The 26,977-nt window shown below is 72.8% G+C and carries 24 protein-coding genes; 13 read left to right on the top strand and 11 right to left on the bottom strand.

Annotated elements, in window-relative coordinates:
• The first annotated feature begins 25 nt into the window (after nucleotides 1–25).
• Entirely contained in the window at nucleotides 26–475 is a 450-nt protein-coding gene (locus IG05_RS0107065) for a MarR family winged helix-turn-helix transcriptional regulator (RefSeq protein ID WP_030340161.1), read from the top strand.
• 95 nt (nucleotides 476–570) lie between these two features.
• Here the strand turns inward: IG05_RS0107065 and IG05_RS0107060 are convergent, their stop codons facing one another.
• Nucleotides 571–2,181, bottom strand: a complete 1,611-nt coding sequence (locus IG05_RS0107060; protein ID WP_030340160.1) for a peptide-N4-asparagine amidase — start codon at nucleotides 2,179–2,181, stop codon at nucleotides 571–573.
• Nucleotides 2,182–2,327: 146 nt separating this feature from the next.
• Between IG05_RS0107060 and IG05_RS0107055 the strand changes: the two genes are divergently transcribed.
• Entirely contained in the window at nucleotides 2,328–3,851 is a 1,524-nt protein-coding gene (locus IG05_RS0107055; RefSeq protein WP_234335778.1) for a M1 family metallopeptidase, read from the top strand.
• A gap of 260 nt (nucleotides 3,852–4,111) precedes the next feature.
• Nucleotides 4,112–6,109 (top strand): N-acetylmuramoyl-L-alanine amidase, encoded by a 1,998-nt coding sequence (locus IG05_RS0107050; protein ID WP_030340158.1) that lies wholly within the window; start codon nucleotides 4,112–4,114, stop codon nucleotides 6,107–6,109.
• A gap of 42 nt (nucleotides 6,110–6,151) precedes the next feature.
• Here IG05_RS0107050 and IG05_RS0107045 read toward each other — a convergent pair whose 3' ends face one another.
• On the bottom strand, nucleotides 6,152–6,886 hold the full coding sequence (locus IG05_RS0107045; protein WP_037813166.1) for a L,D-transpeptidase family protein: 735 nt from the start codon (nucleotides 6,884–6,886) through the stop codon (nucleotides 6,152–6,154).
• A 261-nt stretch (nucleotides 6,887–7,147) separates the two neighbouring features.
• Between IG05_RS0107045 and IG05_RS0107040 the strand changes: the two genes are divergently transcribed.
• The 4 genes from IG05_RS0107040 (at nucleotide 7,148) to IG05_RS0107025 (ending at nucleotide 11,997) form a co-directional block, all read left to right on the top strand.
• Nucleotides 7,148–8,953: an ABC transporter transmembrane domain-containing protein gene (locus IG05_RS0107040; RefSeq protein ID WP_030340155.1), complete on the top strand. Its 1,806-nt coding sequence runs from the start codon at nucleotides 7,148–7,150 to the stop codon at nucleotides 8,951–8,953.
• Complete coding sequence (locus IG05_RS0107035; RefSeq protein ID WP_030340153.1) at nucleotides 8,950–10,731, top strand: ABC transporter ATP-binding protein; 1,782 nt, start codon at nucleotides 8,950–8,952, stop codon at nucleotides 10,729–10,731. Before IG05_RS0107040 ends, IG05_RS0107035 begins: the two co-directional genes overlap by 4 nt.
• A 480-nt stretch (nucleotides 10,732–11,211) precedes the next feature.
• Nucleotides 11,212–11,682, top strand: a complete 471-nt coding sequence (locus IG05_RS0107030; protein ID WP_030340152.1) for a DUF5709 domain-containing protein — start codon at nucleotides 11,212–11,214, stop codon at nucleotides 11,680–11,682.
• A 51-nt stretch (nucleotides 11,683–11,733) separates the two neighbouring features.
• Entirely contained in the window at nucleotides 11,734–11,997 is a 264-nt protein-coding gene (locus tag IG05_RS0107025; protein ID WP_030340151.1) for a type B 50S ribosomal protein L31, read from the top strand.
• A gap of 14 nt (nucleotides 11,998–12,011) precedes the next feature.
• Here the strand turns inward: IG05_RS0107025 and IG05_RS0107020 are convergent, their stop codons facing one another.
• On the bottom strand, nucleotides 12,012–12,806 hold the full coding sequence (locus IG05_RS0107020) for a metal-dependent hydrolase (protein ID WP_030340150.1): 795 nt from the start codon (nucleotides 12,804–12,806) through the stop codon (nucleotides 12,012–12,014).
• 145 nt (nucleotides 12,807–12,951) lie between these two features.
• Here IG05_RS0107020 and IG05_RS0107015 point away from each other — a divergent pair, with 145 nt between their 5' ends.
• Complete coding sequence (locus IG05_RS0107015; RefSeq protein ID WP_030340149.1) at nucleotides 12,952–15,465, top strand: DEAD/DEAH box helicase; 2,514 nt, start codon at nucleotides 12,952–12,954, stop codon at nucleotides 15,463–15,465.
• A 46-nt stretch (nucleotides 15,466–15,511) separates the two neighbouring features.
• Nucleotides 15,512–16,378: an acyl-CoA thioesterase gene (locus IG05_RS0107010; RefSeq protein WP_030340148.1), complete on the top strand. Its 867-nt coding sequence runs from the start codon at nucleotides 15,512–15,514 to the stop codon at nucleotides 16,376–16,378.
• A 35-nt stretch (nucleotides 16,379–16,413) separates the two neighbouring features.
• On the opposite strand, the gene IG05_RS0107005 is transcribed toward IG05_RS0107010, so the two are convergent.
• Both IG05_RS0107005 and IG05_RS0107000 read right to left on the bottom strand, forming a co-directional pair.
• On the bottom strand, nucleotides 16,414–17,556 hold the full coding sequence (locus tag IG05_RS0107005; protein WP_234335777.1) for a DUF6397 family protein: 1,143 nt from the start codon (nucleotides 17,554–17,556) through the stop codon (nucleotides 16,414–16,416).
• 126 nt (nucleotides 17,557–17,682) lie between these two features.
• Nucleotides 17,683–18,096: a roadblock/LC7 domain-containing protein gene (locus IG05_RS0107000; RefSeq protein ID WP_030340146.1), complete on the bottom strand. Its 414-nt coding sequence runs from the start codon at nucleotides 18,094–18,096 to the stop codon at nucleotides 17,683–17,685.
• A 90-nt stretch (nucleotides 18,097–18,186) separates the two neighbouring features.
• On the opposite strand from IG05_RS0107000, the gene IG05_RS0106995 reads away from it, so the two are divergent.
• Nucleotides 18,187–18,615: a PPOX class F420-dependent oxidoreductase gene (locus tag IG05_RS0106995; protein WP_030340144.1), complete on the top strand. Its 429-nt coding sequence runs from the start codon at nucleotides 18,187–18,189 to the stop codon at nucleotides 18,613–18,615.
• A 9-nt stretch (nucleotides 18,616–18,624) separates the two neighbouring features.
• Here the strand turns inward: IG05_RS0106995 and IG05_RS0106990 are convergent, their stop codons facing one another.
• From IG05_RS0106990 to IG05_RS0106970, 5 genes are all read right to left on the bottom strand, one after another.
• On the bottom strand, nucleotides 18,625–19,227 hold the full coding sequence (locus IG05_RS0106990) for a GTP-binding protein (RefSeq protein ID WP_030340142.1): 603 nt from the start codon (nucleotides 19,225–19,227) through the stop codon (nucleotides 18,625–18,627).
• Between the two features lie 230 nt (nucleotides 19,228–19,457).
• Nucleotides 19,458–19,871 carry a DUF742 domain-containing protein gene (locus IG05_RS0106985; protein ID WP_030340141.1) on the bottom strand — a complete coding sequence of 138 codons (414 nt, stop codon included), beginning with the start codon at nucleotides 19,869–19,871 and terminating at the stop codon, nucleotides 19,458–19,460.
• Between the two features lie 16 nt (nucleotides 19,872–19,887).
• Entirely contained in the window at nucleotides 19,888–20,319 is a 432-nt protein-coding gene (locus IG05_RS0106980; RefSeq protein WP_030340139.1) for a roadblock/LC7 domain-containing protein, read from the bottom strand.
• Nucleotides 20,316–22,919, bottom strand: coding sequence for a nitrate- and nitrite sensing domain-containing protein (locus tag IG05_RS0106975; protein WP_030340137.1), 2,604 nt, complete (start codon nucleotides 22,917–22,919; stop codon nucleotides 20,316–20,318). Before IG05_RS0106975 ends, IG05_RS0106980 begins: the two co-directional genes overlap by 4 nt.
• Nucleotides 22,920–22,964: 45 nt before the next feature.
• The gene (locus IG05_RS0106970) at nucleotides 22,965–23,738 is read right to left on the bottom strand and encodes an MHYT domain-containing protein (RefSeq protein WP_030340135.1); all 774 of its coding nucleotides are present in this window, start codon (nucleotides 23,736–23,738) and stop codon (nucleotides 22,965–22,967) included.
• A 152-nt stretch (nucleotides 23,739–23,890) separates the two neighbouring features.
• Between IG05_RS0106970 and IG05_RS0106965 the strand changes: the two genes are divergently transcribed.
• Nucleotides 23,891–24,490, top strand: a complete 600-nt coding sequence (locus IG05_RS0106965; protein WP_030340133.1) for a class I SAM-dependent methyltransferase — start codon at nucleotides 23,891–23,893, stop codon at nucleotides 24,488–24,490.
• Between the two features lie 191 nt (nucleotides 24,491–24,681).
• Here the strand turns inward: IG05_RS0106965 and IG05_RS0106955 are convergent, their stop codons facing one another.
• Nucleotides 24,682–25,587, bottom strand: coding sequence for an oxygenase MpaB family protein (locus tag IG05_RS0106955; protein ID WP_030340132.1), 906 nt, complete (start codon nucleotides 25,585–25,587; stop codon nucleotides 24,682–24,684).
• A gap of 97 nt (nucleotides 25,588–25,684) precedes the next feature.
• Between IG05_RS0106955 and IG05_RS0106950 the strand changes: the two genes are divergently transcribed.
• Nucleotides 25,685–25,981, top strand: coding sequence for a hypothetical protein (locus IG05_RS0106950; RefSeq protein WP_030340130.1), 297 nt, complete (start codon nucleotides 25,685–25,687; stop codon nucleotides 25,979–25,981).
• A gap of 143 nt (nucleotides 25,982–26,124) precedes the next feature.
• Nucleotides 26,125–26,964 (top strand): hypothetical protein, encoded by an 840-nt coding sequence (locus IG05_RS0106945; protein WP_030340128.1) that lies wholly within the window; start codon nucleotides 26,125–26,127, stop codon nucleotides 26,962–26,964.
• Nucleotides 26,965–26,977 lie beyond the last annotated feature (13 nt).

Raw genomic sequence — 26,977 nt, 5'->3', positions numbered from 1 at the left:
AACGGCATCCTGATATTGTTCCCGCATGACCACCCCCGATCCGGACGGCCTGCTCGCCGAGCAGTTGCTGCGGCTCACCCGCCGGGTGCACCGCATCCAGAAACGCCATCTGGAACAGCGTGACCTCGGCGTCACCCCCGCCCAGTCCCGGCTGCTGCGCACCCTGGCGCACTACGCCTCGCCGCCGCGCATGGCCGACCTGGCCGAGCGCCTGGAGGTCGTGCCCCGCGCCGTGACGACGCTGGTCGACGGGCTGGAGGCGAGCGGCAAGGTGCGGCGGGTACCGGATCCGGCGAACCGGCGCGTGACCCGGATCGAGCTGACGGACGACGGGCGCGCGGCCCTGCGGGAACTGCGCGGCGCCCGCCGCTCGGCGGCCGAGGAGATACTGGCGCCGCTGACGGAGAAGGAGCGCCAGGTGCTCGGCGTCCTGCTGGACTCGCTGGTCGACGGGGACCCCGCTCAGCGCTGCTGAACAGCGGGACCCCCGCTCCGTGAACGGAGCGGGGGCTTCGAAGTCGCGCGCGTCGAACCGTGTGGATCCACCCGGCGAAGGCCCCGCCGACCTGTTCAGCAGCGGTTGCGATCCTCCGTCAGCACCCCTTGCACCGTGGCCAGTGAACGGTCGTGGCAGCCGTCCGGGCCGAGGAGTCGGTAGCGCTCCACAGAGGTGCCGACCGCGTGCCGCTGCTCGCGCGGCACGTTGGTCGTGTATGCCGCGTCGCCGCCGTACGTATCGTCCAGCCGCGACCACGCGGTGCGCCGGCCGCCCTCGCGGACCACGGTGGAGGCCCGGTCGCCGAGGGTCAGCACGGTGCGCAGGCGGCCGTCCCCGTCGAGGGTGGTGGCGCCGTTCACGGTGTACGTGCGGTGCGTGCGGGTCGTCCGCGCGGGTCCGTGACCGGCGGTCCGGACCGTCTCGTCGTCGGTCCAGCTCGCGTCGAGTCCGTCCGTGTTCTCTCCGTCGGTCCAGCGGTGGAGGGATGTGTTGGCGAGCGTACGGGTGACGGTGGTGGTCACGCGCCCGTGCGAGGTGTCCAGGTACCCGGAGACGGTGAGGGCGTGCCCGGCCTCGGTCCGCACCCGGTTCTCCGTACCGGGCGTGAGGACGGAGGAGTCGGCGAGGTCGGTCGCCTTGTCCCGGGTGAGCGCGCCGGGGACGTGGGCACGGTGCGCGTCCTGCCAGACCAGCACGTTCACGGGGGTGCTCCAGCCCGGCTGACCCGCGGGCACGCCGACGACCGACACCTCCACGCGGTGCGGGCGCCCGTCGTTGAGGAGGCCGGCGAAGGGCGTGAGGTCGTACTCGACGGGCCGGACGTCGAAGGCGCGCGGGGCCGGGACGACGTACCAGAGGAAGGGGTTGGACCAGCCGCCCGTCCACACGTGCGGGAAGGGCGCCGCGATGCCGGCCAGCCGGCCGTCGACGGTGATCTGCACCTCGCGGTAGGGGCCGTGGTCGGCCTTGCACGAGTAAGACGCCGGGTCGGCCACGGTCAGGTACCAGAACTCCTCGCACCCGCCGCCCGAACCGGTCGCGTACACCTCGGCGACGATCCGTTCGCTGTTGCGCGGGGTGGTGAGTGTCGTACCGGAGGGCGTGTCGGCGAGGGTGAGGACGCGGTCCGGGGCGGGGGCCGCGGGACGGCCGGCGTAGAAGGTGAGGGTCACGTGCACGTCGATGACACCGGTGTAGGTGTCGTCCACCACGTTGCCGATCAGCATCTCGACGTCCCGGGAGCCGCGGAAGGTGTCGCTGTAGCGGGTGACGTCCTTCTCGACGTGCCATTCGATGCCGTCGGGCGAGGGTTCCGGCGTTGAGGTGCGCAGGATCTCGACCCCGCCGACGTGCAGGTAGCCCAGCCGGTCGTACTGACGGCCCTTCACCTTGCCGTCGAGGCGCAGAACGACCTTGCTCCAGCGGTCGCCACAGCCTTTCGGGGGCGTGTACGTGCCCCGGTACGGCGTGAAGTCGCGGAACTGCACGTCGGCGAGGGTGACCTGGCAGGACGTGGTGTGCGGCCGGTCGACGGGCGGGGCCGCGGTCACCGGGTCGTGCCAGTCGGTGCCGAACTCGGCCGGCACCTCGGCGGCTCGGGCCACCGGCGTGCCCGTGCCGAGGAACGCGCTCACCAGGAGGGTCGCTCCGGTAAGCATGGACATGACCATCCGTCTTCTCATGGCCGGTGTTCTACGGGGAGTCGGGCCGCCCCGCAATGACGCCTCGGCGGATCGGCGCGAAGGGGACGGCCGCCGAGCGACCCTGACCAGTGTTCAGCTACGGATCATTTAGTGATATAAGCGGATCTTGCTGGCATAGTGCGCTCATGGAGATCGCAAAGGTGTCACTCTCCGGCCGCACGGCCCTCGTCCTCACCGTCGTCGGAGCGGGTGCGGTCACCGGTGCCGCCGTCCTCGCCGGCGCGCTCCCGCACGGAACCGAGGGCTCGCCCGCACCCGGACCGGCCGCCTCGTCGGGACCGCCCCCGGCCCCCGGCGCACCGGGCATCGGCGACCCGCTCATGCCGCTCGCCGGCAACGGCGGCTACACTGTCCGCCGATACACGCTCGACTTCGACTGGCGGGCACCCCGGACGCCCTTCGAGGCCGGTGCCACCATCAGCGCCACCGCCACCCAGGCCCTCTCCCGCTTCGACCTCGACTTCGCGGGCAACACGCTGCACCGCGTCACCGTCGACGGCACACAGGCCACCACCCGCCGCGACGGCGACGAACTCGTCGTCACCCCCGCCCGGCCGATCCCCCGCGGCCGTCCGTTCACCGTCCGCGTCGCCTACACCGCCGACCCGACCCAAGGCCGGCACCGCGACGACGCGATCCAGGACTACGGCTGGGTCCCCACCCCCGACGGCACCCTCGTCTGCGCACAGCCCGACGGAGCCCGGATGATCTTCCCGGCCGACGACCACCCGAGCCTGCGGGCACCGGTCACCTTCCGCATCACCACCCCCGCGGGGCTGAGCGCGGTGGCCAACGGCCGGCTCGTCGGCGCGGTCCGGCGCCCCGACGGCCGCACCCGGTGGACGTACGACTCCGAGCAGCCGATCGCGGCACAGCTCGTCCAGCTGGCCATCGGGAGGTTCACGTTCGTCGCCGGCAGCGGCCCGCGCGGGCTGCCCGTCCGGGACGTGGTGCCGGACGGGCTGGTCACGGACACCGAGGCGTACCGCTCGCTCACCCCGGAGCATCTGGCCTGGCTGGAACGGCGGCTCGGTCCCTACCCGTTCCGCCGCTACGGCGTACTGGTCGGGGACACCGAGCTGCCGGTGGCACTGGAGACCCAGTCGCTGTCCGTCGTGCCGCGGGACGACCTGCTGGGCGACCGGGTCGACGCCGAGCGCAATCTCGTCCACGAGCTGACGCACCATTGGACGGGGGACAGCGTCGCCATCCGGCGCTGGTCCGACCTCTGGCTGAGCGAGGGTCACGCCCGTTTCTACGAACGGCTGTACTCCGACGAGCACGGCGGTGTGAGCCTGGAGTCAGCGATGCGGGCGGCCTACGAGCAGCACGACCAGTGGCGGCACGACGAGGGTGCACCCGCCGAGCCCACCGCGGACACCCTGTTCAAGGTGATGCGGTACGACGGCTCCGCCCTGGTGCTGTTCGCGCTGCGGGAGAAGGTCGGCGAGGCGACCTTCGACCGGATCGAACGCACCTGGGTGAGCGAGTACCGGGGCCGTGCGGCCGGTACCCGGGACTTCGTCGCGCTCGCCTCCCGGGTCGCGGGCGAGGACCTCGGTCCGTTCCTGGAGCCGTGGCTCCACGGCCCGCGCACCCCGCCCATGCCGGGCCACCCCGACTGGCAGGCCGACCCGGTCGAGGACTGAGCCGCGGACGGACCCACGTGGTTGCCCCAGGCAGCGGAGCCGCTGCCGCCGACCGGGTGGCCGTTGCCTGGCCGCTGGTCCACCCCGGTGACGCTCGCCACGACACGGCGCGCGGGGCACGGAAACGTACGAGGGGTGACACCACGGCAACTCCTTTGTCCTGGTTGCGAGCGAGCGTGGTTGGGAGAGCCTCCGCAATGAGAAGAAATGTTTCTGCACATGTCCCCGCGACCATCCGGAGATGCCGTCTGACGGCTTGTGTGATCGCTGGGGCGGCTCTGCTGCCGCCGCTGCTGATCCTCCCGACGTCCGGCGCCGAGGAGGCGGCGGACCGGCGCCTGCAGGACGCCTTCACGGATGCCGCACGCGAGTTCCACGTGCCGCGCAGTGTGCTCATGAGCGTGTCCTACATGCAGTCGCGCTGGGACTCCCATCCGGGCGCGCCCAGCGTCACGGGCGGTTTCGGGCCGATGCACCTGGTCGACGCCGAACGCGTCCCGCCGTCCCAGCAGGTGCCGCGCCCCGAAACGCCGGTCGGCGAGAAGCCCCAGCCGCGCACGGGCTCGGCGGGGTCGTCCACGGGCTCGGCCGGATCCTCTGCGGGCTCGGCCGATGGCTCCGAGAGCTCGGCCGCCGGCTCCGCGGGCACCGCGGGCGGCCGTGCCGTGGAGCCGGCGGACCTGCAGCACGCGGCACGCCTGATCGAGGCCCCGGCCGGACGGCTGCGCACGGACGCCGTCGCCAACGTGCGCGGCGGGGCGGCGCTGCTGGCCGCCACGCAACGACAGCTCGGCAAGCCCCTGAGCGCCAACCCGGCGGACTGGTGGGAGACCGTGGCGCGCTTCCCGGGCACCCGTGACGTCGCGTCAGCCGCGGCCTACGCCGACGACGTCTTCGCCCTGATCCGCCGGGGCGCCCACCGCACCACCACCGAGGGGCAGGACGTCACCCTGCCCGCCACCCCCGGCCTGCAACCGCACCGGCGCGCCCCCCGCTCGCAGGGACCGCAGCGGCCGAAGCAGGTCGAGTGCCCTGCCGAACTGGTCTGTGACTGGCTCGGCGCGCCGTACCAGGAGATCGGCGACAGCTACGGCAACCACGACCTGGCCGACCGGCCCAGGGACCAGCCGATCGAGTACATCGTCATCCACGACACCGAGGCGAGCCTGGCGAGCATGTTCCAGACGGTGCAGGACCCGACCGAGTCCTCCTGGCACTACTCGATCCGCTCCAGCGACGGTCACGTCACCCAGCACATCCGGACCAAGGACGAGGCCTGGCACTCGGGCAGCCAGTTCGTGAACGCCCGCTCCATCGGCATCGAGCACGAGGGATTCCTCACCCAGCCCGGCACCTGGTTCACGGAACGGATGTACCGGTCCTCGGCGCGCCTGGTGCGGTACCTGGCGAGCAAGTACGACATCCCGCTCGACCGGCAGCACATCTTCGGCCACGACAACGTGCCCGCTCCGACCGCCGACAGCATCCCCGATATGCACGACGACCCGGGCCCCTTCTGGGACTGGCGGCACTACTTCGACCTCCTCGGCGCACCGCTGCGCGCCACGGCGGGACCCGACAGCGACATGGTCACCATCCTGCCGGACTACGGCAAGCACAAACCGCCGTTCACGGGGTGTGGCGGAAGCGGTTCACCGTGTCGGCCGCACGGCTCCAGCGCCGTCCGGCTGTACACCGCGCCGGACGAGAAGGCCCCGCTGATCCAGGACCCGGGCCGCAAGCCGGACGGCGACGACTCCACGGTGGACGTCAACGACCTGGGATCGCGCGTCTCCGCCGGTCAGACCTTCGCCGTCGCCGACCGCAGCGGCGACTGGACGGCGATCTGGTTCCAGGGCCGGAAGGCCTGGTTCAAGAACCCCAGGCAGCAGCCGACCGCCGTCGGTGCGGCCGGGCGCATGGTGACACCGAAGGAGGGCCTGGACGAGATCCCGGTGTTCGGGCGTGCCCTCCCGGAGGAGGAGGCCTACCCGGACGACATGGACGAGCCGGCCGAGTCCCCGCTGCCGTACACCTTCCTGGCGGGCCAGCGGTACGTGACCCAGGCCGGCGTCGGCAGTTCCTACACCGCCAAGTCCTTCAGCGACACACCCAACCCGGTGGTCTGGGGGCGGGAGAGGTACTACGAGATCCAGTTCGGCCACCGGCTCGCCTACGTCCGCGCGAGCGACGTGGACGTGGTGGGCGCCGCGGCGGCGGGACCGTCGGGACACCAGGCGGATCCGGCCCAGCAGTAGCGTCGTCGACGCCGGAACCGGCTTTCGGGCCGTGTCGCCTCGCTAGGCGGTCAGCGTGGCCCTGTCCCCCATCACCACCACGGGGTCGCCGGCCGGGTCCAGCGTGCGCAGCAGGACCTCCATGGCCTCCCTGGAGACGCTGACGCAGGCCGAGGTGCCGCTGCCGTGGTCCATGTGCAGCCAGATCCCACCGCCCTTGTCGGCGCCCCGGGGGCGGGTGGCGTCGCGCGGCGGGGTGCCCTTGAGGCGGTTGTAGTCGATGGCGATGACGTAGTCGAAGTCGTGCTGGTGCGCCTCGTCCCACTCGGGCGGGGGCGCGTAGGCGCCCTCGTCCCGGTCGTAGGGCAGCCTGGTGCCCGGGTCGGCGAGCACACCGCCCGCGTCGGTGAGGGTGAACACGCCGACGGGGCTGCGCTGGTCGCCCTCGTGGTGGTGCGTGGTCCACCCGCCGCGCCCGTTGTGCGCCGGCCAACTGCCCACCGTGCGCCACCGGCCACCCTGCCGCGTGTACAGCACGAGCCGGGAGACGGCCGAGTCCCGGTGCTCGCCGTACACGGCCACGACCTGGCGGGAGTCGGCGGGGATCCGCCGGTACAGGCGGTCGCCGACGCCCGGTACGCGGGTGGGGGCGGCTGTGGCGGCCGTGGGGGCGTGCCGGCCGCGGGCGCCCTGCGCGCCGTGCGTGGGGGCCGGGGTGGCGCACGCGGAGAGCGTCGCGAGGAGGGCGCCGAGGGCCGCCACCGCGACCGTCGCGCGCCGCACGGTGTCGATCTGCACCTCTCCATGCTGTCAGCACGGCCCTGCTGATGGAGCGTCCTTTCGGGCCGTCACCGTGCCGGGTGGCGGGGCTGCCCGGGGGTTGACGGGCGGGCCGATGGTGGCCGTGGCCGGAAGTGGGCGGATTTCGCGGGCCGTCCAGGAAAACCGTTTGAAATTCACCACTCCGCGACGCGAACCTTTCACGGCTTGTCGCCGCCCACCGCGGCTTTCCGCTGTTGTCCTCTCCCTGCCCCCCCTGACACGAGCCCCTGGGACGTCATGCAGATTCAAGACCTTCCGTATCCCGACCCGGGCGTGCCGGACACGCGTTCGGGTCCTCGATTCCTGTGGTGGCTCTGGCGCAACCAGCTGGGCGGGCAGCTGAGGTCGCTCGCCTGGGGTCTGCTGCACTTCGTCTCCGTCTCCGCCCTGCCCTTCTGCGTCGGTCTCGCCGTGCAGGCGGCCATCGACCGCTCCGGCAGGAGGCTCGCCCTGACGGGTGGTCTGATGCTGGTCTGCGGTCTGGGCATCGCGCTCGGCGACACCTTCCTGCACCGGGCCGCCATCACCAACTGGATCACCGCCGCCGCCCGTGTCCAGCAACTGCTGGCACGCAAGGCCGCCCAGCTCGGATCCGCCCTGACCCGGCGGGTGGCCGCCGGTGAGGTGGTGGCCGTCTCCACCGGCGACGTCGAGAAGATCGGCTGGTTCGTCGAGGCCGTCTCCCGCTTCTCCGCCGCCGCGCTGACGGTCGTGGCCGTCTGCGTCGGCCTGGTCGTGTACCAGCCCGCGCTCGGCGTGATCGTCGCCGTCGGCCTGCCCGTCGTGGCCCTCGCGGTCCTGCCGCTGCTGCCCCGGGCGACGCGCCGCGCCGACGTGCAGCGGGAGAAGGCCGGCCGGGCCACCGAGCTGGCCTCGGACACCGTCGCCGGACTGCGGGTGCTGCGCGGCATCGGCGGCGAGGAGCTGTTCCTGGACCGCTACCGCCGGGCCTCCCAGGAGGTACGGCACGCCGCCGTGCGCAGCGCCCGCATGTGGTCGCTGATCTCCGCCGTCCAGGTACTGCTGCCCGGGCTGCTGCTGATCGCCGTCGTCTGGCACGGCATCGACCTGGCCCGCCAGGGCCGGATCACGGTCGGCGAACTGGTCACGGTCTACAGCGCGGTCATGATCCTGAACTACCCGCTGCGGCACTTCGAGGAGATCGCCATGGCGTACTCCTTCTCCCGCCCCTCGGCCCGCCGCGCCGCCCGGGTGCTGGCGCTGGAACGGTCCACGGCCACCGACGGCAGCCGCGCGGCCGAGGTGCCGGGCGGCGACCTGTACGACCCCGCGACCGGTCTGCTCGCTCCCGCCGGCCGGTTCACCGCCGTGGTGTGCGGCGACCCGGACGCGGCGGGCCGGCTGGCCGAGCGGCTGGGCGGCCACCCCGCGGAACCGGGCCGGTCGGCGCTGCTCGGCGGAGTCCCCCTGGACGAACTCCCCCTCGACAGCGCCCGGACCGCCGTGCTCGTCCAGGACAAGGACCCGGTGCTCCTCTCCGGCACCCTGCGCGACCTGCTCGACGTCCCGGCCTCCGGAGCCGTGCCGGCCGCGGACGCGCTGGCTGCGGCACAGTGCGAGGACGTGCTGGACGCGCTCGTGCAGGGTTCGCTGGACGCCGCCGACCCGATGGACGCCCGTATCACCGAGCGCGGGCGGTCCCTGTCCGGCGGCCAGCGCCAGCGGCTCGCCCTGGCCAGGTCACTGCTCACCGACCCGGAGGTGCTGGTGCTGGACGAGCCGACCTCCGCGGTCGACTCGCACACCGAGGCCCGGATCGCGGACGGGCTGCGCCGGCTGCGGTCGGGGCGGACGACGGTGGTGTTCACCTCCTCCCCGCTGCTGCTCGACCGCGCGGACCGGGTCGCCCTGGTGCACGAGGGCGAGGTCGTGGCGGTCGGTGTCCACCGCGAACTGGTCGACAGCGAACCGCGGTACCGGGCCGTGGTGACCCGGGAGACAGACGAGGAACTGTCCGCGGCCGACGAGGGCATCCTGCTGGACGCGCTCCAGGAACTGGAAGAGATCGAGGAGAGCGCATGATCGGCGTAGCGCCACCGGCGTACGACCCGGCGGCCCCGACGACCGCCACCACCCTGCCCGTCGGCGCCGCCGCGACCGTGCGCGCCTACGTCACCGAGCTGTTCCGCCGGCACCGGCGGGCCTTCCTGCTGCTCATCACCGTCAACACGGTGGCCGTGATCGCCTCCATGGTGGGCCCGTACCTGCTCGGCGGTCTGGTCGAGCGGGTGACGGACAAGTCCGCACAGCTGCACCTGGGCCCGACCGCCGCGCTGTTCGTGCTCGCCCTGGTCGTGCAGGCCGCGTTCGTCCGGCAGGTACGGCTGCGGGGCGCGATGCTCGGCGAGCGGATGCTGGCCGACCTGCGCGAGGACTTCCTCGTCCGGTCCGTCGGGCTGCCGCCGGGCGTGCTGGAGCGGGCGGGCACCGGCGACCTGCTCTCCCGCATCACCACCGACATCGACCGCCTGGCGAACGCCATGCGCGAGGCCGTGCCGCAGCTGGCCATCGGCTTCGTGTGGGCCTTGTTGCTGCTCGGCGGCCTGGTCGTGACGGCCCCGCCGCTGGCCGCGGCCGTACTGCTCGCCGTGCCGGTCCTGGTGATCGGCTGCCGCTGGTACTTCAAGCGGGCGCCGTCCGGCTACCGCTCGGAGGCCGCCGGATACGCCGCCGTCGCCGCCGCGCTCGCCGAGACCGTGGACGCGGGCCACACCATCGAGGCGCACCGCCTCGGCGCCCGCCGCGTGGCCCTGTCCGAGCAGAGGATCTCGCAGTGGGTCGCGTGGGAGCGCTACACCCTCTGGCTCCGCTCCGTGCTCTTCCCGGTGATCAATACCGTCCACCTCCTCGTGCTCGGTTCGGTCCTGATGGTCGGCGGTGTGTTCGTCCTGCACGGCTGGATCGGAGTGGGCCAGCTGACCACCGGCGCGCTCATCGCACAGATGCTGGTCGACCCGGTCAACCTCATCCTGCGCTGGTACGACGAGGTGCAGGTGGCCCAGGTGTCGCTGGGCCGCCTGGTCGGCGTCCGGGACATCGAGCCGGACGCCGGGGACGCCTCGGTGGCCCCGGAGGGACGGGTCGTGCACGCCGACCGGGTGCACTTCGGCTACCGCGAGGGCGTCGACGTGCTCCGCAAGGTCTCGCTGGAGGTCGCACCCGGCACCCGGCTCGCCCTGGTCGGCCCGTCCGGCGCGGGCAAGTCCACCCTGGGCCGGCTGCTCGCCGGGATCTACGCGCCCCGGGACGGCCGGGTCACCCTGGGCGGGGCCGAGCTGTCCCGGATGCCCGCGGAACGCGTCCGCTCGCACGTCGCCCTCGTCAACCAGGAGCACCACGTCTTCGTGGGCTCCCTGCGCGACAACCTCCTGCTGGCCCGCACCGGCGCCACGGACGCCGAGCTGTGGGCGGCGCTCGGCGCGGTCGACGCGGACGAGTGGGCGCGGGCGCTGGACGACGGCCTGGACACCGAGGTGGGCTCCGGCGGCCTGGCGCTCACCCCGGCGCAGGCCCAGCAGATCGCGCTGGCCCGGCTGGTGCTGGCCGACCCGCACACGCTGGTCCTGGACGAGGCGACCTCGCTGCTCGACCCCCGGGCGGCCCGCCATCTGGAACGCTCCCTGGCCCGGGTCCTCGACGGTCGCACCGTCGTCGCCATCGCACACCGTCTGCACACCGCCCATGACGCCGACGTGATCGCCGTCGTGGAGAACGGCCGCATCAGCGAGCTGGGCAGCCACGACGACCTGGTCGCCGCCGAGGGCGCGTACGCGGCGCTGTGGCGGTCCTGGCACGGGTGAGGTCGGCTCGGCGGGGGCCGGGTGAGAGGCCGGTAGCGCGTGAGAGGCCGCCGGTACCGGCTGGGGGCTTGGTGCCGGCCGGGAGCTTGGTGCCGGCGAGGGCGGCCGCGCTGGCCGGGCGTGCGAGGTGCAGCCTGCGTCGGGGGGCGTCTCGGCCGGCTGAGGCGCAGGAGGCCGCACAGGCCCACGGCCGCAGGTGCCGCCCCGCTCCGCCGGACGGGGACCCGGGCCGTGAGCAGACCGGCCTCTTCGGGCGCCGAAGCGGTAGGGAGCACGCCCGTCCGCTGCCGGGTGTGCCGCTGCGCCGGAACCCGTGCCGTTGCGCGGTGCCGAGCAGGGGTGGAAGGCTGGAAAGCGGCACCAGCCCGGGGTGCATCCGGGAACCAGGAGGTTCGCGGCGGGTGACCCCGCGCCCTGCGTGCCGACGGCCCGCCGTCCGCTGGGGCGGCACCCGGCCGTCCTCACCACCTGGAGGTAGTCGTGGACAGCGCCGACGGTTGGGGGGACGACGTCTACCAGCCCGATCCCGCGGAGATCCGGGAGGACTCGGGGGTGCTCGACGTCGAGGACACTCTGGATTTCGACGGCGTCGCCGACCCCCTCGACCGCGGCTGGTCCCCTCCCGAGCGGCCGTGGGCGGTCGAACACACCGGTGTGACGGCGGCCGAACGCCAGGCCGGCGAGACCCTCGACCAGCGGCTCGCCGAGGAGATGCCGGACCTCGCCGCGCCCGACGGCGACGGGATCGGCGATTGCGAAGGCACCGACGGGGAACTCCTCGACAACGAGGTCGGCGACTCCCGCTCCGGCCGGCTGGTGGCCCCTGACGAGGGCGTGCACGAGGACGAGGAGGCCGCTTTGGTCGCCACCGACGTCGGTATCGACGGTGCCGCCGCCTCCGCCGAGGAAGCCGCGATGCACATCGTCGACGAGGACACCCTCTCCGGCTGAGCCGGACCCCGCGGATCCGCCCGTCCCGACCGCCCCGCACGAGGAGCCGCCATGCAGCAGGACCAGCACCCCGACTACCACCCGGTCGTCTTCCGCGACCGCGCCGCCGGCTACGCCTTCCTGACCCGCTCCACCGCGCAGAGCGAGCAGACCATCGACTGGGACGACGGACAGACCTACCCGGTGATCGACGTGGAGATCTCCTCGGAGAGCCACCCCTTCTACACGGGCAAGGCCCGCACGGTCGACACCGAGGGCCGTATCGCCCGCTTCGAGCGCCGGTACGGCGCGGCGGACGCCGGTGAGGCGACCTGATCCCGGCGGCTTCCTCAGATCACGTTGAGCGCCGCGGCGCAGCCCACTCCCCCGAGCAGCATGAACACCGGCATGAGCACCCTCAGCTCGACCCAGCTGCCCGCCCGGAACCGCATCGCCTTCGGCGGCCCCAGCGGGTACCAGCGCTTGCGCCCCACGGGGATCGGCCACAGGATCGGGCAGCCGGACACGGTCAGCGCGTCCCCGATGTCGTGGACCAGCGCACCCAGCACCACTGGCAGCCCCAGCCACAGGTAATCCTGCCCCGGCGCGGTGAACAGCCAGTCGGAGCCGTTGCCCGGCTTGTCCAGCACTCCCGCCAGGATCCACGCGCTGGTCGCCGCCAGCAGCCAGACCAGGACATCGCTGCTGGAACCACGTGCCGCCCGCCACAGCAGACCCTCGATCGCGAGCACCATGTGCACGAACAGGATCCCCAGCACCGCCCACCGGCCCCCGGTGATCGCCCCCACGGAACAGCCGGCGCCGATCAGGACCGCCCACAGCCAGGTGTGCGTCAACGTACGGTGACCACCGGAGCGGCGCGGGTCGCCCTGCTTCCTGGTCGCCTTGTAGACGGCGTACGACAGCTTGTCCACGATCTCGCAGATCCAGCGGGAGACCGGCCCGAAGGCCCGGGAGATCGTGGCCGCCTTGTGATCGAGGTCCGGGGCAAGCGCGGCTCCGGCGCAGATCAGCGCCCCGGCGAGGAGGACCGGCCAGGGCATCGGGTGCCCGGCCGCGGCGGCGGCGGCTCCGACGCCCAGCCAGGCCGCGGCCCCCGACAGTGAGTGTGCTGGTCCCATCATGGCCGCTTCCCGCCCCATTCCTCATGTGCAGCTGTCCAGTTGATCCGGTGCACTGACGCCGCGTCGGCGACACAGCGTAGCGGCCGTGATCTTCGCACCCGCAGCCGATTCCCCGCTCGGGCCCAAGGCCAGGCAAGATGGTGGCGTGACCCTCATCGATCAGCTGCCGCCGACCGCCGACCCCGACGCCCTGTACGAAGCCTTCGAGTCGTGGGCGCAGGAGCGCGGTCTCACCCTCTATCCCCACCAGGAGGAGGCGCTGATCGAGGTGGTCTCCGGGGCGAACGTGATCGTCTCGACGCCCACGGGCTCGGGCAAGAGCATGATCGCCGCGGGCGCCCACTTCGCCGCGCTGGCGCGGGACGAGGTCACTTTCTACACGGCGCCGATCAAGGCCCTGGTGTCGGAGAAGTTCTTCGAGCTGTGCAAGCTCTTCGGCACCGAGAACGTCGGCATGCTCACCGGTGACGCCTCCGTGAACGCCGACGCGCCCGTGATCTGCTGCACCGCCGAGGTGCTGGCGTCGATCGCGCTGCGCGACGGCAAGCACGCGGACGTCGGCCAGGTCGTCATGGACGAGTTCCACTTCTACGCCGAGGGCGACCGCGGCTGGGCCTGGCAGATCCCGCTGCTGGAGCTTCCCCAGGCACAGTTCATCCTGATGTCGGCCACTTTGGGCGATGTGTCGTTCTTCGAGAAGGACCTCACCCGCCGCACCGGCCGCCCCACCGCGGTGGTCCGCTCGGCGACCCGCCCGGTGCCCCTCTCCTACGAGTACCAGCTGACCCCGCTCACCGAGACGCTCACCGACCTGCTGGAGAGCAAGCAGGCCCCGGTGTACATCGTGCACTTCACGCAGGCGCAGGCCGTGGAGCGGGCGCAGGCGCTCATGAGCATCAACATGTGCACGCGGGAGGAGAAGGAACGGATCGCCGAGTTGATCGGCAACTTCCGCTTCACCACCAAGTTCGGCCGGAACCTCTCGCGTTACGTGCGGCACGGCATCGGTGTGCACCACGCCGGCATGCTGCCCAAGTACCGGCGTCTGGTGGAGAAGCTCGCCCAGGCCGGTCTGCTGAAGGTCATCTGCGGCACCGACACGCTCGGTGTGGGCGTCAACGTGCCCATTCGCACAGTGCTGTTCACAGCCCTCACCAAGTACGACGGCAGCCGGGTGCGCACCCTGCGGGCCCGGGAGTTCCACCAGATCGCGGGCCGGGCCGGGCGGGCCGGTTTCGACACCGCGGGCCTGGTCGTCGCGCAGGCGCCGGAGCACGTCATCGAGAACGAGAAGGCGCTGGCGAAGGCGGGCGACGATCCCAAGAAGCGCCGCAAGGTGGTGCGCAAGAAGGCGCCGGAGGGCTTCGTCGGCTGGACGGAGAACACCTTCCAGAAGCTGATCGAATCGGAGCCGGAGCCGCTGACCTCGCGGTTCCGGGTGACGCACACGATGCTGCTGTCGGTGATCGCCCGCCCGGGCAACGCGTTCAAGGCGATGCGGCACCTCCTTGAGGACAACCACGAGCCGCGCAGGCAGCAGCTGCGGCACATCCGCCGGGCGATCGCGATCTACCGCTCCCTGCTCGACGGCGGGATCGTGGAGAAGCTCGACAAGCCGGACGCCGAGGGCCGCATCGTCCGGCTCACGGTCGACCTCCAGCAGGACTTCGCGCTGAACCAGCCGCTGTCCACGTTCGCCCTCGCCGCGTTCGAACTCCTCGACCCCGAGTCGCCGTCCTACGCCCTCGACATGGTCTCCGTCGTCGAGTCCACCCTGGACGACCCGCGGCAGATCCTCGTCGCCCAGCAGAACAAGGCCCGCGGCGAGGCCGTGGCCGCGATGAAGGCCGACGGCGTCGAGTACGAGGAGCGCATGGAGCGCCTCCAGGACATCACGTACCCGAAGCCGCTGGAGGAGCTGCTCTTCCACGCGTACAACACCTACCGCAAGAGCCACCCGTGGGTCGGCGACCACCCGCTGTCGCCGAAGTCGGTGATCCGGGACATGTACGAGCGGGCGATGTCCTTCACGGAACTGGTGTCCTTCTACGAACTGGCCCGCACCGAGGGCATCGTGCTGCGCTACCTCGCCAGCGCCTACAAGACCCTGGACCACACCATCCCGGACGACCTGAAGTCCGAGGACCTGCAGGACCTGATCGAGTGGCTGGGCGAGATGGTCCGCCAGGTGGACTCCAGCCTGCTGGACGAGTGGGAGCAGCTCGCCAACCCGGAGGAGATGACCGCCGAGGAGGCCCAGGAGAAGGCCGACGAGGTCAAGCCGGTCACCACCAACGCCCGCGCCTTCCGCGTCCTCGTCCGCAACGCCATGTTCCGCCGGGTGGAACTGGCCGCGCTCGACCACGTCCGGGAACTCGGCGAGATGGACGCCGATTCCGGCTGGGACGCCGAGGCCTGGGGCGAGGCGATGGACAAATACTGGGACGAGTACGAGGACCTCGGCACCGGCCCCGACGCCCGCGGCCCCAAGCTGCTGGTCATCAAGGAGGAGCCGGAAAACGGACTCTGGCGGGTCCGCCAGATCTTCGACGACCCGAACGGCGACCACGACTGGGGCATCAGCGCGGAGATCGACCTCGCGGCCTCCGACGCCGAGGGCCGCGCCGTGGTCCGCGTCACCGATGTCGGCCAGCTGTGAGCAGTTCGCGGTCCGTGCCGAGCCGAGGAGAATGAGAATCCCACCGATGACGAATCCGGCCGAGAGACTGGTCGACCTGCTCGACCTGGAGCAGATCGAGGTCAACATCTTCCGTGGCCGCAGTCCGCAGGAGTCCCTGCAGCGGGTGTTCGGCGGCCAGGTGGCCGGCCAGGCGCTGGTTGCCGCCGGCCGGACCACGGACGGTGAACGCCCGGTGCACTCGCTGCACGCGTACTTCCTGCGCCCAGGCCGCCCGGGCGTGCCGATCGTGTACCAGGTGGAACGGGTCCGCGACGGGCGCTCCTTCACGACGCGCCGGGTCACGGCCGTGCAGCAGGGCCGCACGATCTTCAATCTGACCGCCTCCTTTCACAAGCCTGAGGAAGGACCGTTCGAGCACCAGTTGCCGCCGGCCCGCGAGGTGCCGGACCCCGAGGCGCTGCCGACGGTCACCGAGGAGATCCGCAAACACCTGGGTGCGCTGCCGGAGCAGTTGGAGCGCATGGCGCGCCGCCAGCCGTTCGACATCCGGTACGTCGACCGGCTGCGCTGGAACGCCGAGGAGATCGAGGGTGCCGAGCCGCGCAGCGCCGTGTGGATGCGCGCGGTCGGACCGCTCGGTGACGATCCGCTGGTCCACACCTGCGCGCTGACCTACGCCAGCGACATGACTCTCCTGGACGCGGTACGCATCCCGGTGGAACCCCTGTGGGGGCCGCGGAACTTCGACATGGCCTCGCTGGACCACGCCATGTGGTTCCACCGGCCGTTCCGCGCGGACGAGTGGTTCCTGTACGACCAGGAGTCGCCGATCGCGACGGGCGGGCGCGGGCTGGCTCGCGGACGCATCTACGACCTGCAGGGGCGACTGCTCGTGTCGGTCGTGCAGGAGGGCCTGTTCAGGGCCGTGTAGCAGCCGGTGGCTAAGGCCGCCGTCGGCGCGGGCGTTCAGACCCGCGCCGGCCGTGCCGGGCGGGGGCCTCTCCGTCGCAACCAGGCCCGCAGACCACGGGACGACCGCGGCGGAGCGGCCTGCGCCGGCTCCGGGCCCCGGGGAAGGGGTTGCACCGCCGGTCGGCCGGTGAACTCCGCGGGCCGCACCCACGACTCCAAGGTCCGCAGAGGCAACTGGGTGTCCCTGGCCGTCGGCTCCCCGAGGCTGGGTACGGGTTCCGGGGGCCTCGTCGTCCCTCCTGCCGGCCGGACGACCGTCCGTTCTTCCACGCGCCGGGTGACCGTCCGTGCCATGGGCGGGATGGGCCGTGCGGCGGGGCGGGGCGTCGGCGGCAAGCGGCGGACGGCCGGGCGTGGGGCGGGCGAGGCCTCGCGGGCCTCTTCGACCGAGCGCGCCAGTTCGCTGCGCAGCCAGCCGATCTCGTCCGCGTCCTGCGCCGTCGTGATCCGCTCGGCGAGGTGCGCGGAGGGCGACCCGGGAAGGCCGTGACCGGGCGGGGCGGGCCGGAACCGGTTCAGGCAGGCACGCTCGTACGGGTCCCTGACGACGTCGGCGATCTCGACGGGCGCCAGCAGGGCGGCCACGGCCCCGGCGCGCGCCCACGGGTCCTCGGCCTGCCGCAGCAGGAATCCGAGGTGGCGTCCGCGCCAGTTGCGTGCCCGCAGGTCCACTCCGGCCGCCAGCTGGCCGCGCAGTGTCTCGGGCGTACGCCCCTTGAGCAGGCGCGCGTTCTCCGGGCCCACCGCGAACTGGGTCAGTTCTTCCGCCAGATAGAGCCAGACCACGGCTCGGTAGCGGTTGAGGTAGAACGTGACGGGCACGAGCAGCCCCAGGCGGGCGAGCCGGCTGAAGCGGCCCGCCGGGATGTGCATGAGGGCCGCGCCCTCCGCCGTGCCCACGACCTGCAGCCGGTGGCGGAGGGATGCGGGGAAGTCGTCCTTGGCGCGGAGGCGGTCGATCTCCGCGCGCTCCACGAGCCGGCCCCCTCCCCCGCTCTCGTCGGGCACGGTGCGGATGCGGCCGAGCTGCACGGCGAGGTCGAACTCGCTGCGCTTGAGTCCCAGTTCGCGAGCGGCGCGGCTCGGCGCGCAGGCGCTGGGGCTGGGGCTGGGTGAGTCAAAAGTGCGTGCCAACATGGCCGTACTCCCCCGTGGAGTCCGTGGCGCACGCCCGGTGCGTTCGCCGTGCACTCACCGTATCCGGATCGTCGCACCTCGTGGCAAGCCTGTGGATAACTCCACGGAGAGAGGAAAAGACGCTGGTCAGGCGTCCGGTTCCTGAGTCCGCTCGGGTTGCCTGGCGTCGACGCCGAGGTGTTCGCCGACCCGGTTGACGAGCAGGGTCATCTCGTAGGCGATCTGTCCGATGTCGGCCTCCGCGCCGCTGAGCACGCACAGACAACTGCCGGTGCCGGCCGCGGTCACGAACAGCACGGCGTCGTCGTACTCGATCATCGTCTGGCGCACCCGGCCGGCGCCGAAGTGGCGCCCCGAGCCCTTGGCCAGGCTGTGCAGCCCGGAGGCCACGGCGGCCAGATGCTCGGCGTCCTCGCGGCGTAGGCCCGTGCTCGCCGCGGTGACCAGCCCGTCGTTCGACAGGACCAGTGCGTGCCGTACGTGGTCCACCCGCTCGGTCAGATCGTCCAGGAGCCAGTCGAGACCCTGGTTCTGTGCCATGTCCGTCTCCCCGTGTGACGCCTCCCCCTGGCTGGAGGAACTCCCGCCAGCCTTCCCCACGACCGGCGTGCGGGCAAGCAGGATGGGCCCATGGCAGAGAAGATGACCGATGAGGAATGGCGGGCGTTCGTCTCGGACGGCACCCGCACCGGCAAGCTGTCCACCGTCCGCGCCGACGGGAGCCCGCATGTGGCTCCGATCTGGTTCCTCCTGGACGGGGACGAGCTGGTGTTCAACACCGGCAAGGACACGGTGAAGGGGCGGAATCTGGCCCGTGACGGCCGGGTGGCGCTGTGCGTGGACGACGACCGCCCACCGTTCCACTTCGTGGTGCTGAACGGTCGCGCCCGGCTGTCGGAGGACTTGGCCGAGGTGCGTCGGTGGGCCACCCGGATCGCCGCCCGGTACATGGGCGAGGACCGCGCCGAGGAGTACGGGGCCCGCAACGGCGTACCGGGTGAACTCCTGGTGCGCGTCAGGATCGACAACGTGGTGGCGGTGCGGGACCTGGCGGCCTGAGCGCCGGGCTCATCCGACCGAGTCCAGGAGCCGGGCGGTGTGCATCCGTCCGGCGTACTCGACCAGCCGGATCAGCACTTCCTTGCCGGAGTCGCGGTCGCGCGCGTCGCACAGCACCACAGGTGTGCCGTGGTCGAGGTCGAGCGCCCGGGAGACGTCGTGGGCGCCGTAACCGCGGGTTCCGGCGAAGCAGTTGACGGCCACCACGAACGGGATGCGCCGGTGCTCGAAGTAGTCGACGGCGGGGAAGCAGTCCTCCAGCCGCCGGGTGTCCGCGAGGACCACGGCACCGAGGGCTCCCTGGGCCAGTTCGTCCCACAGGAACCAGAAGCGGTCCTGTCCCGGCGTGCCGAAGAGGTACAACGACAGGCCGGAGCGGATCGTGATGCGGCCGAAGTCCATGGCCACGGTGGTGGTGACCTTCTGGTCCACGCCGTCGGTGTCGTCCACCAGCTGCCCGGCCTCGCTCAGGAGTTCCTCGGTGCGCAGCGGCCGGATCTCGCTGACGGCTCCCACCAGGGTCGTCTTGCCGACGCCGAAGCCGCCGGCGACGAGTATCTTCAGCGCCAGGGCGGAGGTGTCGCCGGCGGTGTCGGAGTGCTCGGAGACCATGATCACTTCTCTCGGGAGGGCCGGCCACGGCCGGCGTCCGCGTGCTCCGGTGGTGAAGGCAGCATGATGACAACGGGGGCGGGCATCGGGGCGATAGGAGCGAAGTCCACCTGATGTGACCGACTCGCGCCTGATCCGTGTCGCAACGTGCCCGCTTCAGACGGACCGGGACGCGGCCAGGCGTACGGATGCGGACGTGGCGAGGCGTACGGCGGTGTCCGAACGTGCATCTACAGCGCTCGCAGTCCCGCGATGACCTCGCGCAGGATCCGTTCGTCGGGCAGGCTCGCAGGCGGCACGGGCCGGCTGATCGTCACGCAGCCGAGCTCCAGGAGGTCCCCGAGGAGCACCCTGACCACGCCGACCGGAAGGTCCGCGTCCGCGGCGAGTTCGGCGACGGACTGCGTCTCCGGGCGGCACAAGTCGATCAGGGTCCGGTGTTCGGGCCCGAGCGCGGTGTCGTCGTCGAGTGCCGGTGCGGTGAGGTCGAGGGTGACGAGCGCGATGAGATCGAAGCGGACACCGGTGGGCCCCGGCTGGGTGCGGCCACCCGTCATGGCGTACGGGCGGACCAGCGGCCCTGCCTCGCCGTCGTACCACTGGCTGCCCGGCTCGCGGGGTCCGCCGGTCGGGTTGTCGGTCATCGTGCGGCCTTTCCGGTCATCCGGCGGCGGGTGGCTGCGCCGCCAGGCGCGGCGGCGTGTACAGGTGCTCGCCGACGCGTTTGACCAGGCGGGCCATCTCGTAGGCAACCAGACCGATGTCGGCGGTGACCGCCGTGAGCAGGGCGAGGCAGGAGCCGTCGCCGGCAGCGGCCACGAAGAGGAACGCGTCGTCCATCTCGACCATGGTCTGGCGCACCCCGCCCGCTCCGAAGTGCCGTCCCGCGCCCTTGGCGAGGCTGTTGAAGCCGGAGGCCACGGCGGCGAGGTGTTCGGCGTCCTCCCGCGCGAGGTCGGTCGAGGCGCCGACCGCCAGGCCGTCGTTGGACAGCACGACGGCGTGCCGTACCTCGCGCACGCGCATCACCAGATCGTCGAGCAGCCAGTCCAGCTCGCCGGACCGCCGGCCGGTGTTCGGGTCCTGGATCATGCGGGGTCTCCTTCGCTGTGACTGCCCGTTGCGGGTCTCGGAGCGGCGCCGCGGCCGGGCTGCCGGCCACCACCGCGCGTCCAGCCGTCGCGGTACGCCGTCATGCGGTCCCGTACGAGTTCGGGGGTGCGCCGGTCGTCACGGGCGGGCTGCGGAGCCGGCTCTTCGGAGCGCTGGTGGCGCAGTTGGGGGACGAGGTTCGCCTGGCGCACCCGGCGCGGGAGGTCCTCGGAGGACTCGGAGTCGTCCGGCGGGCGGTGCAGCCGCAGGGTGGTGACGCCGGGGGGCGGGGGTTCGTGCCCGGCGCCGTCGGCGGCCGGGCCCTCCGGCCCGGGCAGGGGCCGTGTGCTGCCGGGAGCGGCAGCCGGGCCGGTGCTGTGCGGGCCGGCCGGGCGGGCGGTGCCGTGCGCGCCGGGTGCGGTGGCCGCCAGGGCGGGCCGGTCCGGCTGTGCGGCGACGGCGGCCTCCTGCGGCGAAACCGCGCCGGGCACGCGCGCGTAGACGCGTTCCTGGCCGGGAAGGACTTGTCCCTCCTCGTGAGAGGACCGTTCCCGCACACCGCTGTGCAGCAGGGCGGTCGGCAGCAGGACCACGGCGGTGGTGCCGCCGTACGGGGAGGTGCGCAGGTGCACCTTGACGTCGTGCCGGGAGGCGAGCCTGCTGACCACGAAGAGGCCCAGACGGTCGCTGTCGAAGAGGTCGAGCGCCTCGGACTGCTCGATGCGCCGGTTGGCCTGGTCGAGGGTCTCGGCACCCATGCCGAGTCCCCGGTCCTCGATCTCCAGGACGTAGCCGTTGCCGACGGGTTCGCCGGTGACGCGCACACGCGTGTGGGGCGGTGAGAACTGCGCGGCGTTCTCGACGAGTTCGGCGAGCAGATGGGTGAGGTCGGCGACCGCCGCCCCGATGACGTGGGCCTCTGGGAACTGTCGCACCTCCACGCGCGCGTAGTCCTCGACCTCCGAGACGGCGGCGCGTACGACGTTGGTCAGGGACACCGGCATGCGCCAGGCCCGGCCGGGCGCGGCACCGGACAGGATGATCAGGCTCTCGGCATGCCGTCGCATCCGGGTGGTGAGGTGGTCCAGGCGGAACAGGTCGCTCAGCTCGTCGGGGTCGTCGGAGCGCCGCTCCATGCTGTCCAGGAGGCTGAGCTGGCGATGGACCAGGACCTGGCTGCGGCGGGCCAGGTTGACGAAGACTCCCGAGATGCCGCTGGCGAGTTCGGCGCGCTCCACGGCGGCGCGGAGCGCGGCGCGGTGCACGGTGGTCAGGGCTTCCGCGACCTGACCCGTCTCGTCCTCGGCGGGCGGCCCGGCGGGCGCCTCGGCCCGGATGTCGATCTCCTCGCCCGCACGCAGTTTCCGCATCGCTTCGGGGAGTTTGCGGCGGGCGATCTCCAGTGCGTCGTTGCGCAGGGTCACGAGTTCGACCACGAGCGCCCGCCCGATGCGGACGGAGATGACGAGGGAGGCCGCGACGGCGGCGAGCCCGAGGACCACGGCGGCGCCCGCCGGGCTGAGCAGGCCGCGGGCGACCGGGTCGGCACGGCCGGCGACGGCACGGCCCGTGGCCGTCGCGATGCTGCGCATGCCGTCCTGCACGCGCGCGTGGGCGGCACTCCAGGCGGCCCGCGGTGCCTCGTCGGCCGGTCTGGCGCCCGGCCCGGCGGTGAGCAGCCTGTCCTCGGCCGCGTTCAGGGCGGTGTGCGCACGGCTGCGCGCCAGGTCCTGCCAGGCGGTGCGCTGGGCGGCGGGCAGATCGGCGACGGCGGTCCCGGTGAGTGCACGGCGGGCGGCGACGGCGGCGCTGAACAGCCGTAGCCGTTTGCCCTCCAGGGCGCCGCCGGTCCGTGCGCTGCCCAGCAGGGCGTCCTCCTGGGCCAGCGCCTCGGCGGCCCGGGAGAATTCGAGCAGCACGCGCGCGTCGGAGGCGACGTCGGCCTGCTGGACGCCGGTGAGGGCACCGTCGACGGCGAAGGCCGCGCCGATGGCCGTCGTGTAGCGCGTGTACGTCTCTTCCCAGCCCGTCCCGTGGTCTCGTACGGCCCTCCGCAGTGTGCGCAGGCGCTCCGCGCCGGTGACGAAGGCGTCGAGGCGCCGGGAGACGACTGCGGGCAGTTCCTGGCTGTCGGCGACGGTGCTGTGCGCACCGAGCCGAAGCGTGGCCACGGCCCGGTCGGTGCGGGCGGCGAGGTCTTCGAGGTCGCCGCCGTTCCCGGCGCGCGGGTCCGTGGCGTAGCGCACGGCCGCGGTGCGTTCGGCCTGCAGCGCGGTGACGGCGGCGGCCACCGGGGCGCGCAGTTCGGCGTCGACCCGCTGGGACTGGCGCAGCCGGGCGACGTCCTGGGCGGTGGTGACGGTGGCGTACGCCCAGAGGGCGAGGAGCGAGACGACGGGCACCATCAGGAGGCTGACCACTTTGGCGCGCACGGTCCGCGGGCGCAGGTGCCGGCGGCCTCCCCGCGCGCGTGCCGGAGCGGGCTGGGTGCCGGGCGGGCGGGTGGCGCCCTCGTCGGCGGGCGGTCCGGCGTGCGCGCGGCGTCCACGCGGGCGCGGTGCCGGGGCGGCGGCTTTCTCGGGGCTACGGGGTGGGCGCATGGCCTCCTCGCTCGGGACGGGGTCGGTGCGTTCGGGCCGGGTCCGCTAGCGGGCGACGCCCTCGACGGCCCGCTGGGCCAAGGCGGAGGCCTCGCGCTCGTCGGCGGTGGGCGAGAGGGCGACGAAGGCCGAGGTGATGAACAGGAAGGACCCGAGGCCGACGGCGAGGGGGAAGATGAACTGCATCGCCGTGGCCCCGGGCAGGGCGTCGCCGGAGGGGTCCACACGCACGCTCACCGCGAACATCCCGGTGTAGTGCATGCTGGTGACGGCCGCTCCCATGACGAGGGAGGCGCCGGTGACCGCCAGCGGTGACTTGATGTTGAGTCCGGCCCACAGGGCAGCGGTCGCCGCGACCACGGCGATCAGGACCGAAAGCCCGACGAGGACGGGGTCGTACCTGACGTCGCCGTGCAGCCGGACCGCCGCCATGCCCAGGTAGTGCATGCTGGCGACGCCCAGTCCGGTGGTGAGTCCGCCGAGGAGGAGGGCGCGGTTGCGGTCGCGGCTGTGGCCGACGACGAAGACGCCGGCGCAGACGACGGCCATGGCGACGAGAAGGCTGATGATGGTCAGCGGCACGTCGTAGCGGATGTCGCTGCCGCTGACGCGGAAACCGAGCATGGCCACGAAGTGCATGGTCCAGATGCCCGTCCCGATGGCGGCCGCCGCGGTGACGAGCCAGTTGCGGCGCGAGCGGCCGGTGGTGACGAGCGCTTGGACGGTGCAGCGCAGTCCGAGCGCGCCGCCTATACAGGCCATCACGTACGACAGCACGGGTGTCAGCCAGCCGAAGGCGGCGTGGTCCAGGTGTCCCATGGCCCCGGGACGCTAGCGGGGGCAGGGGCGCACAAAGGGGGCGCATTTCGAAAAGTGTCGGAATATGGCGCACAGTTGCGATGGAACGATCGCCTCCCGCTCGAACATGCGCGCAGAGACATCCCTCCTGATGATGAGGAATCATGCGAACCATGAGCGACGACCACACACACGTCCAGGAGTTCTTCACCGCCCGTGCCGCCGACTGGGACAGCCGGTTCCCGGACGACGGCCCGGCCTACGCGGCCGCCGTGGCCGACCTGCGCCTACGCAGGGGGGACCGTGTGCTGGACGCCGGCTGTGGCACGGGGCGCGCCCTGCCGCCCCTGCGGGCCGCCGTGGGGCCCTCGGGAGTGGTGCTGGGCGCCGATCTGACCCCGGCGATGCTCCGGGCCGCCGCGGGGGCGGGCAGGGACCGTCACGGGCGGCTGCTGCTCGCGGACGTCGCCGCGCTGCCGCTGCGCTCGGGCTGCCTGGACGCCGTGTTCGCCGCCGGCCTGATCGCCCACCTGCCGCACCCGGTGGACAACCTGCGGGAACTCGCCCGTGGCGTACGGCCGGGCGGCACGCTCGCGCTCTTCCATCCCGTCGGCCGCGCGGCGCTGGCCGCCCGTCAGGGCCGCCGGATCACCCCCGACGACCTGCGGGCCGAGCCCCACCTCCGGCCACTCCTGGCCCGCTCCGGATGGCGCATGACGTCGTACGTCGACGAGGACGCCCGTTTCCTCGCGCTCGCGGTGCGCGAGGGCTGACGGCGCCGGACGGGTCAGCGCGTCCCGGCGACGGCCGCCGCGAAGGCGCGCGGGTTGTCGAACATGACGTTGCGCCCGGCGCCGGGCACCGTCGCCACACGCACCCCGGCGGCTTCCGGACCTTCCCGGCCCCGCGAGCTCGCTGCTGCGCTCGTCCTGGAAGAAGACCCGCTCGACGGCCGGTCCTGGCGTCACTCGACGGGGTCGGCCGCCGAGGTGTCCCGGTGCCGCACCGGGCAGCCGCGCAGCCCGGGGACCGGCCGGGTGCCCAGGTCGGCCACGCGGTAGCCGTCCGGGTAGCCCTTGACCTCCCAGTTCTGACGCGAGAAGTGGGGGCTGCGGCGCGGCGGCAGCAGCCGGACCACCCGCCCGCGCGTCCGTACGGCGCGGCGCACCAGCGCGGAGGCGGCCGCACCGGGTCTCCGGTAGCGGAAGGCGCGCAGCAGCGGCTCGTCGAGCAGGGCGAGCGTCGCCGTGCGCAGCAGGGGCGCCAGCGGGCGCGGATACCAGGACGCCATCAGCCCGAGGGTGGCGTCGGAGACCCGCCGGGCCTCCTCGTCCCAGCCGAAGTGGGCTTCCTCGTAGGCGTCGAGAAGGGCCTCGAACTCCTCGTACGTGCGGGGAATGTCCGGAATGCCCATGTGCCGGCCGAGGGTGCGGTAGTACTCGGTGGTGGCGACGATCTCGTGCCGGGACAGCCGCCGCCAGCCGTAGGCGTCGATCCAGCGCCGGGGCATCACCACGAACGTACTCAGCACGTACCGCATGTCGTCGTCGCTGATGTCGTAGCTGCGGTGCATCTGGTTGATGCGGCGGACCGCCGTGCGCCCCTCCTGGGCGGTGAAGCCGTGTTCCACGATGGTGTCGAGGAGCAGCACCGTGTCGTCGTACCGCTTCTGCGTCCGCTCGGTCAGCTCCGCCGTCCGCGCGAGCAGCCGTCCGATGCTGGGCACCGCGTAGGTGCGGTACAGGGCCAGTTCGAGTGCTCGGGTGTAGTCCCAGGGGAACTCGTACGCCACACTGATCCGGTAGATCTCCAGCGCGTCCGCCACCGGGTCCAGCCGGCGGATCCGCTCCAGCCGCTCGAACCGCTTCACCGCGTCGTCCCCCTTATGCCGCCGGATGTCCAACTCTACGTTGTGGGTCAGGAGATGGGCGATCGCTTCGGCGCCCGTCCGGGGAGAGGTGGTCTGTGTGTTCGACATGATCCGCAGGTACGCAGGCAGGTTCCGCACGTCCACGCCCGCGCGGCCGGAGAGCACACGGGACCGGCGCGCGCACAACTTGTTCGAAGCGGCGGCCGTCTATGTGGCGGCCCGCGCGCAGGACGACCAGGACCGGATCGAGGAGGCGGCGGCCTGGGTGTCGCCGGAGGCGCTGTCCTTCGGGGTGAGCGAGCTGGCCTGCCGGGCCGTGGTCGCGCTGGCCCGCGAGCGGGACGCGTCCCCGGACGCCGTGGCCCGCGACCTCCTCGGGCTGCCCGCGGCCTGAGCGGAACAGTCCTCTCCAGTTGTGGCCCGTTTCGCCCCTGTCCAGGCGGAAACCTGCAGCTCCGCGTGGTGTGGGGAGTCGTGACAAGCGGCTTCCGCTCGCACTAGGGTGCGCGCCGATGGACGACCACTGGGGAGGCAGGGATGGCTGGGACGGACGATGAGGCCGTCGCCGCCGCGGACGATGCGCTGTACGTGCTGACGGCGGTGCTGCTGACGCCGGCGCAGTTTCCGAGCGTGTTGGGTGACGACTACCCGGAGGCGTGCGCGGCGCTGGACCTCGCCCCGCGCGCCGACGGGTACGGCCTGGTGCTGGGCCAGGACGGGGTGGGCGCTCGCTGGACGGTCGTCATCGACGACGTCTCGCTGGTCGCCGTGGCGATCGCCTCCTGGGACTGCGGCATGGAGTACGAGCTGTCGCCGGACGAGCGCGCGGTCGTGGCCGCCCTGCCGGGGTGGCCCCTGGCCGTCGCCGTCGCGGCACCCGGCGTGCCCGCACCGCACGATCCCGCTCCCGAGGAGGCGGGCCGGCCGGCGCTCAGCCCGCCGGACACCGGCTCCTGGGGGCCCGCCCAGCGCCGTCTGGGCGCCGACGAGATCGCTTTGCAGTGGGCCGCCTGGCGGGAGCAGATCGACGACGCCGCGTTCACCGCACCGGGCGAAGAGCCGAAGGCCGTGCAGTCCGCGCCGGAGACCGGGGGTGCCGCGTCCGGCGGGCACGCCGGTGTCCGCCGGGTGCTCTCGGAGGCCCGCGCCTATGTCGACTCCCCGCCGCCGCTGGGCCGGGTGCGCTCGTCTTTCGCCCCGGGTGAGGCCCGGACCCTGCGCGCCGACGGCCCCGGCTGGTCGATCGTGGCCCGCACCGACGACATCGCGTTCGTCCTGCTCGACGAGGAGCCCGGTGAGGTCCTGCCGGTGGGCCGGGGTCCGGAGCTGCCGGGACTGCTGGAGGCGCTCGACAAGATGGCCGTACGGCCGCTGTGAGCCGGGGCGGCCG

The organism is Streptomyces sp. NRRL S-1022, from assembly GCF_000720135.1.
Lineage (GTDB): Bacteria > Actinomycetota > Actinomycetes > Streptomycetales > Streptomycetaceae > Streptomyces.
The sequence above is the reverse complement of the archived record's forward strand: the minus strand, read 5'-3'. Positions and strand labels throughout refer to the sequence as shown.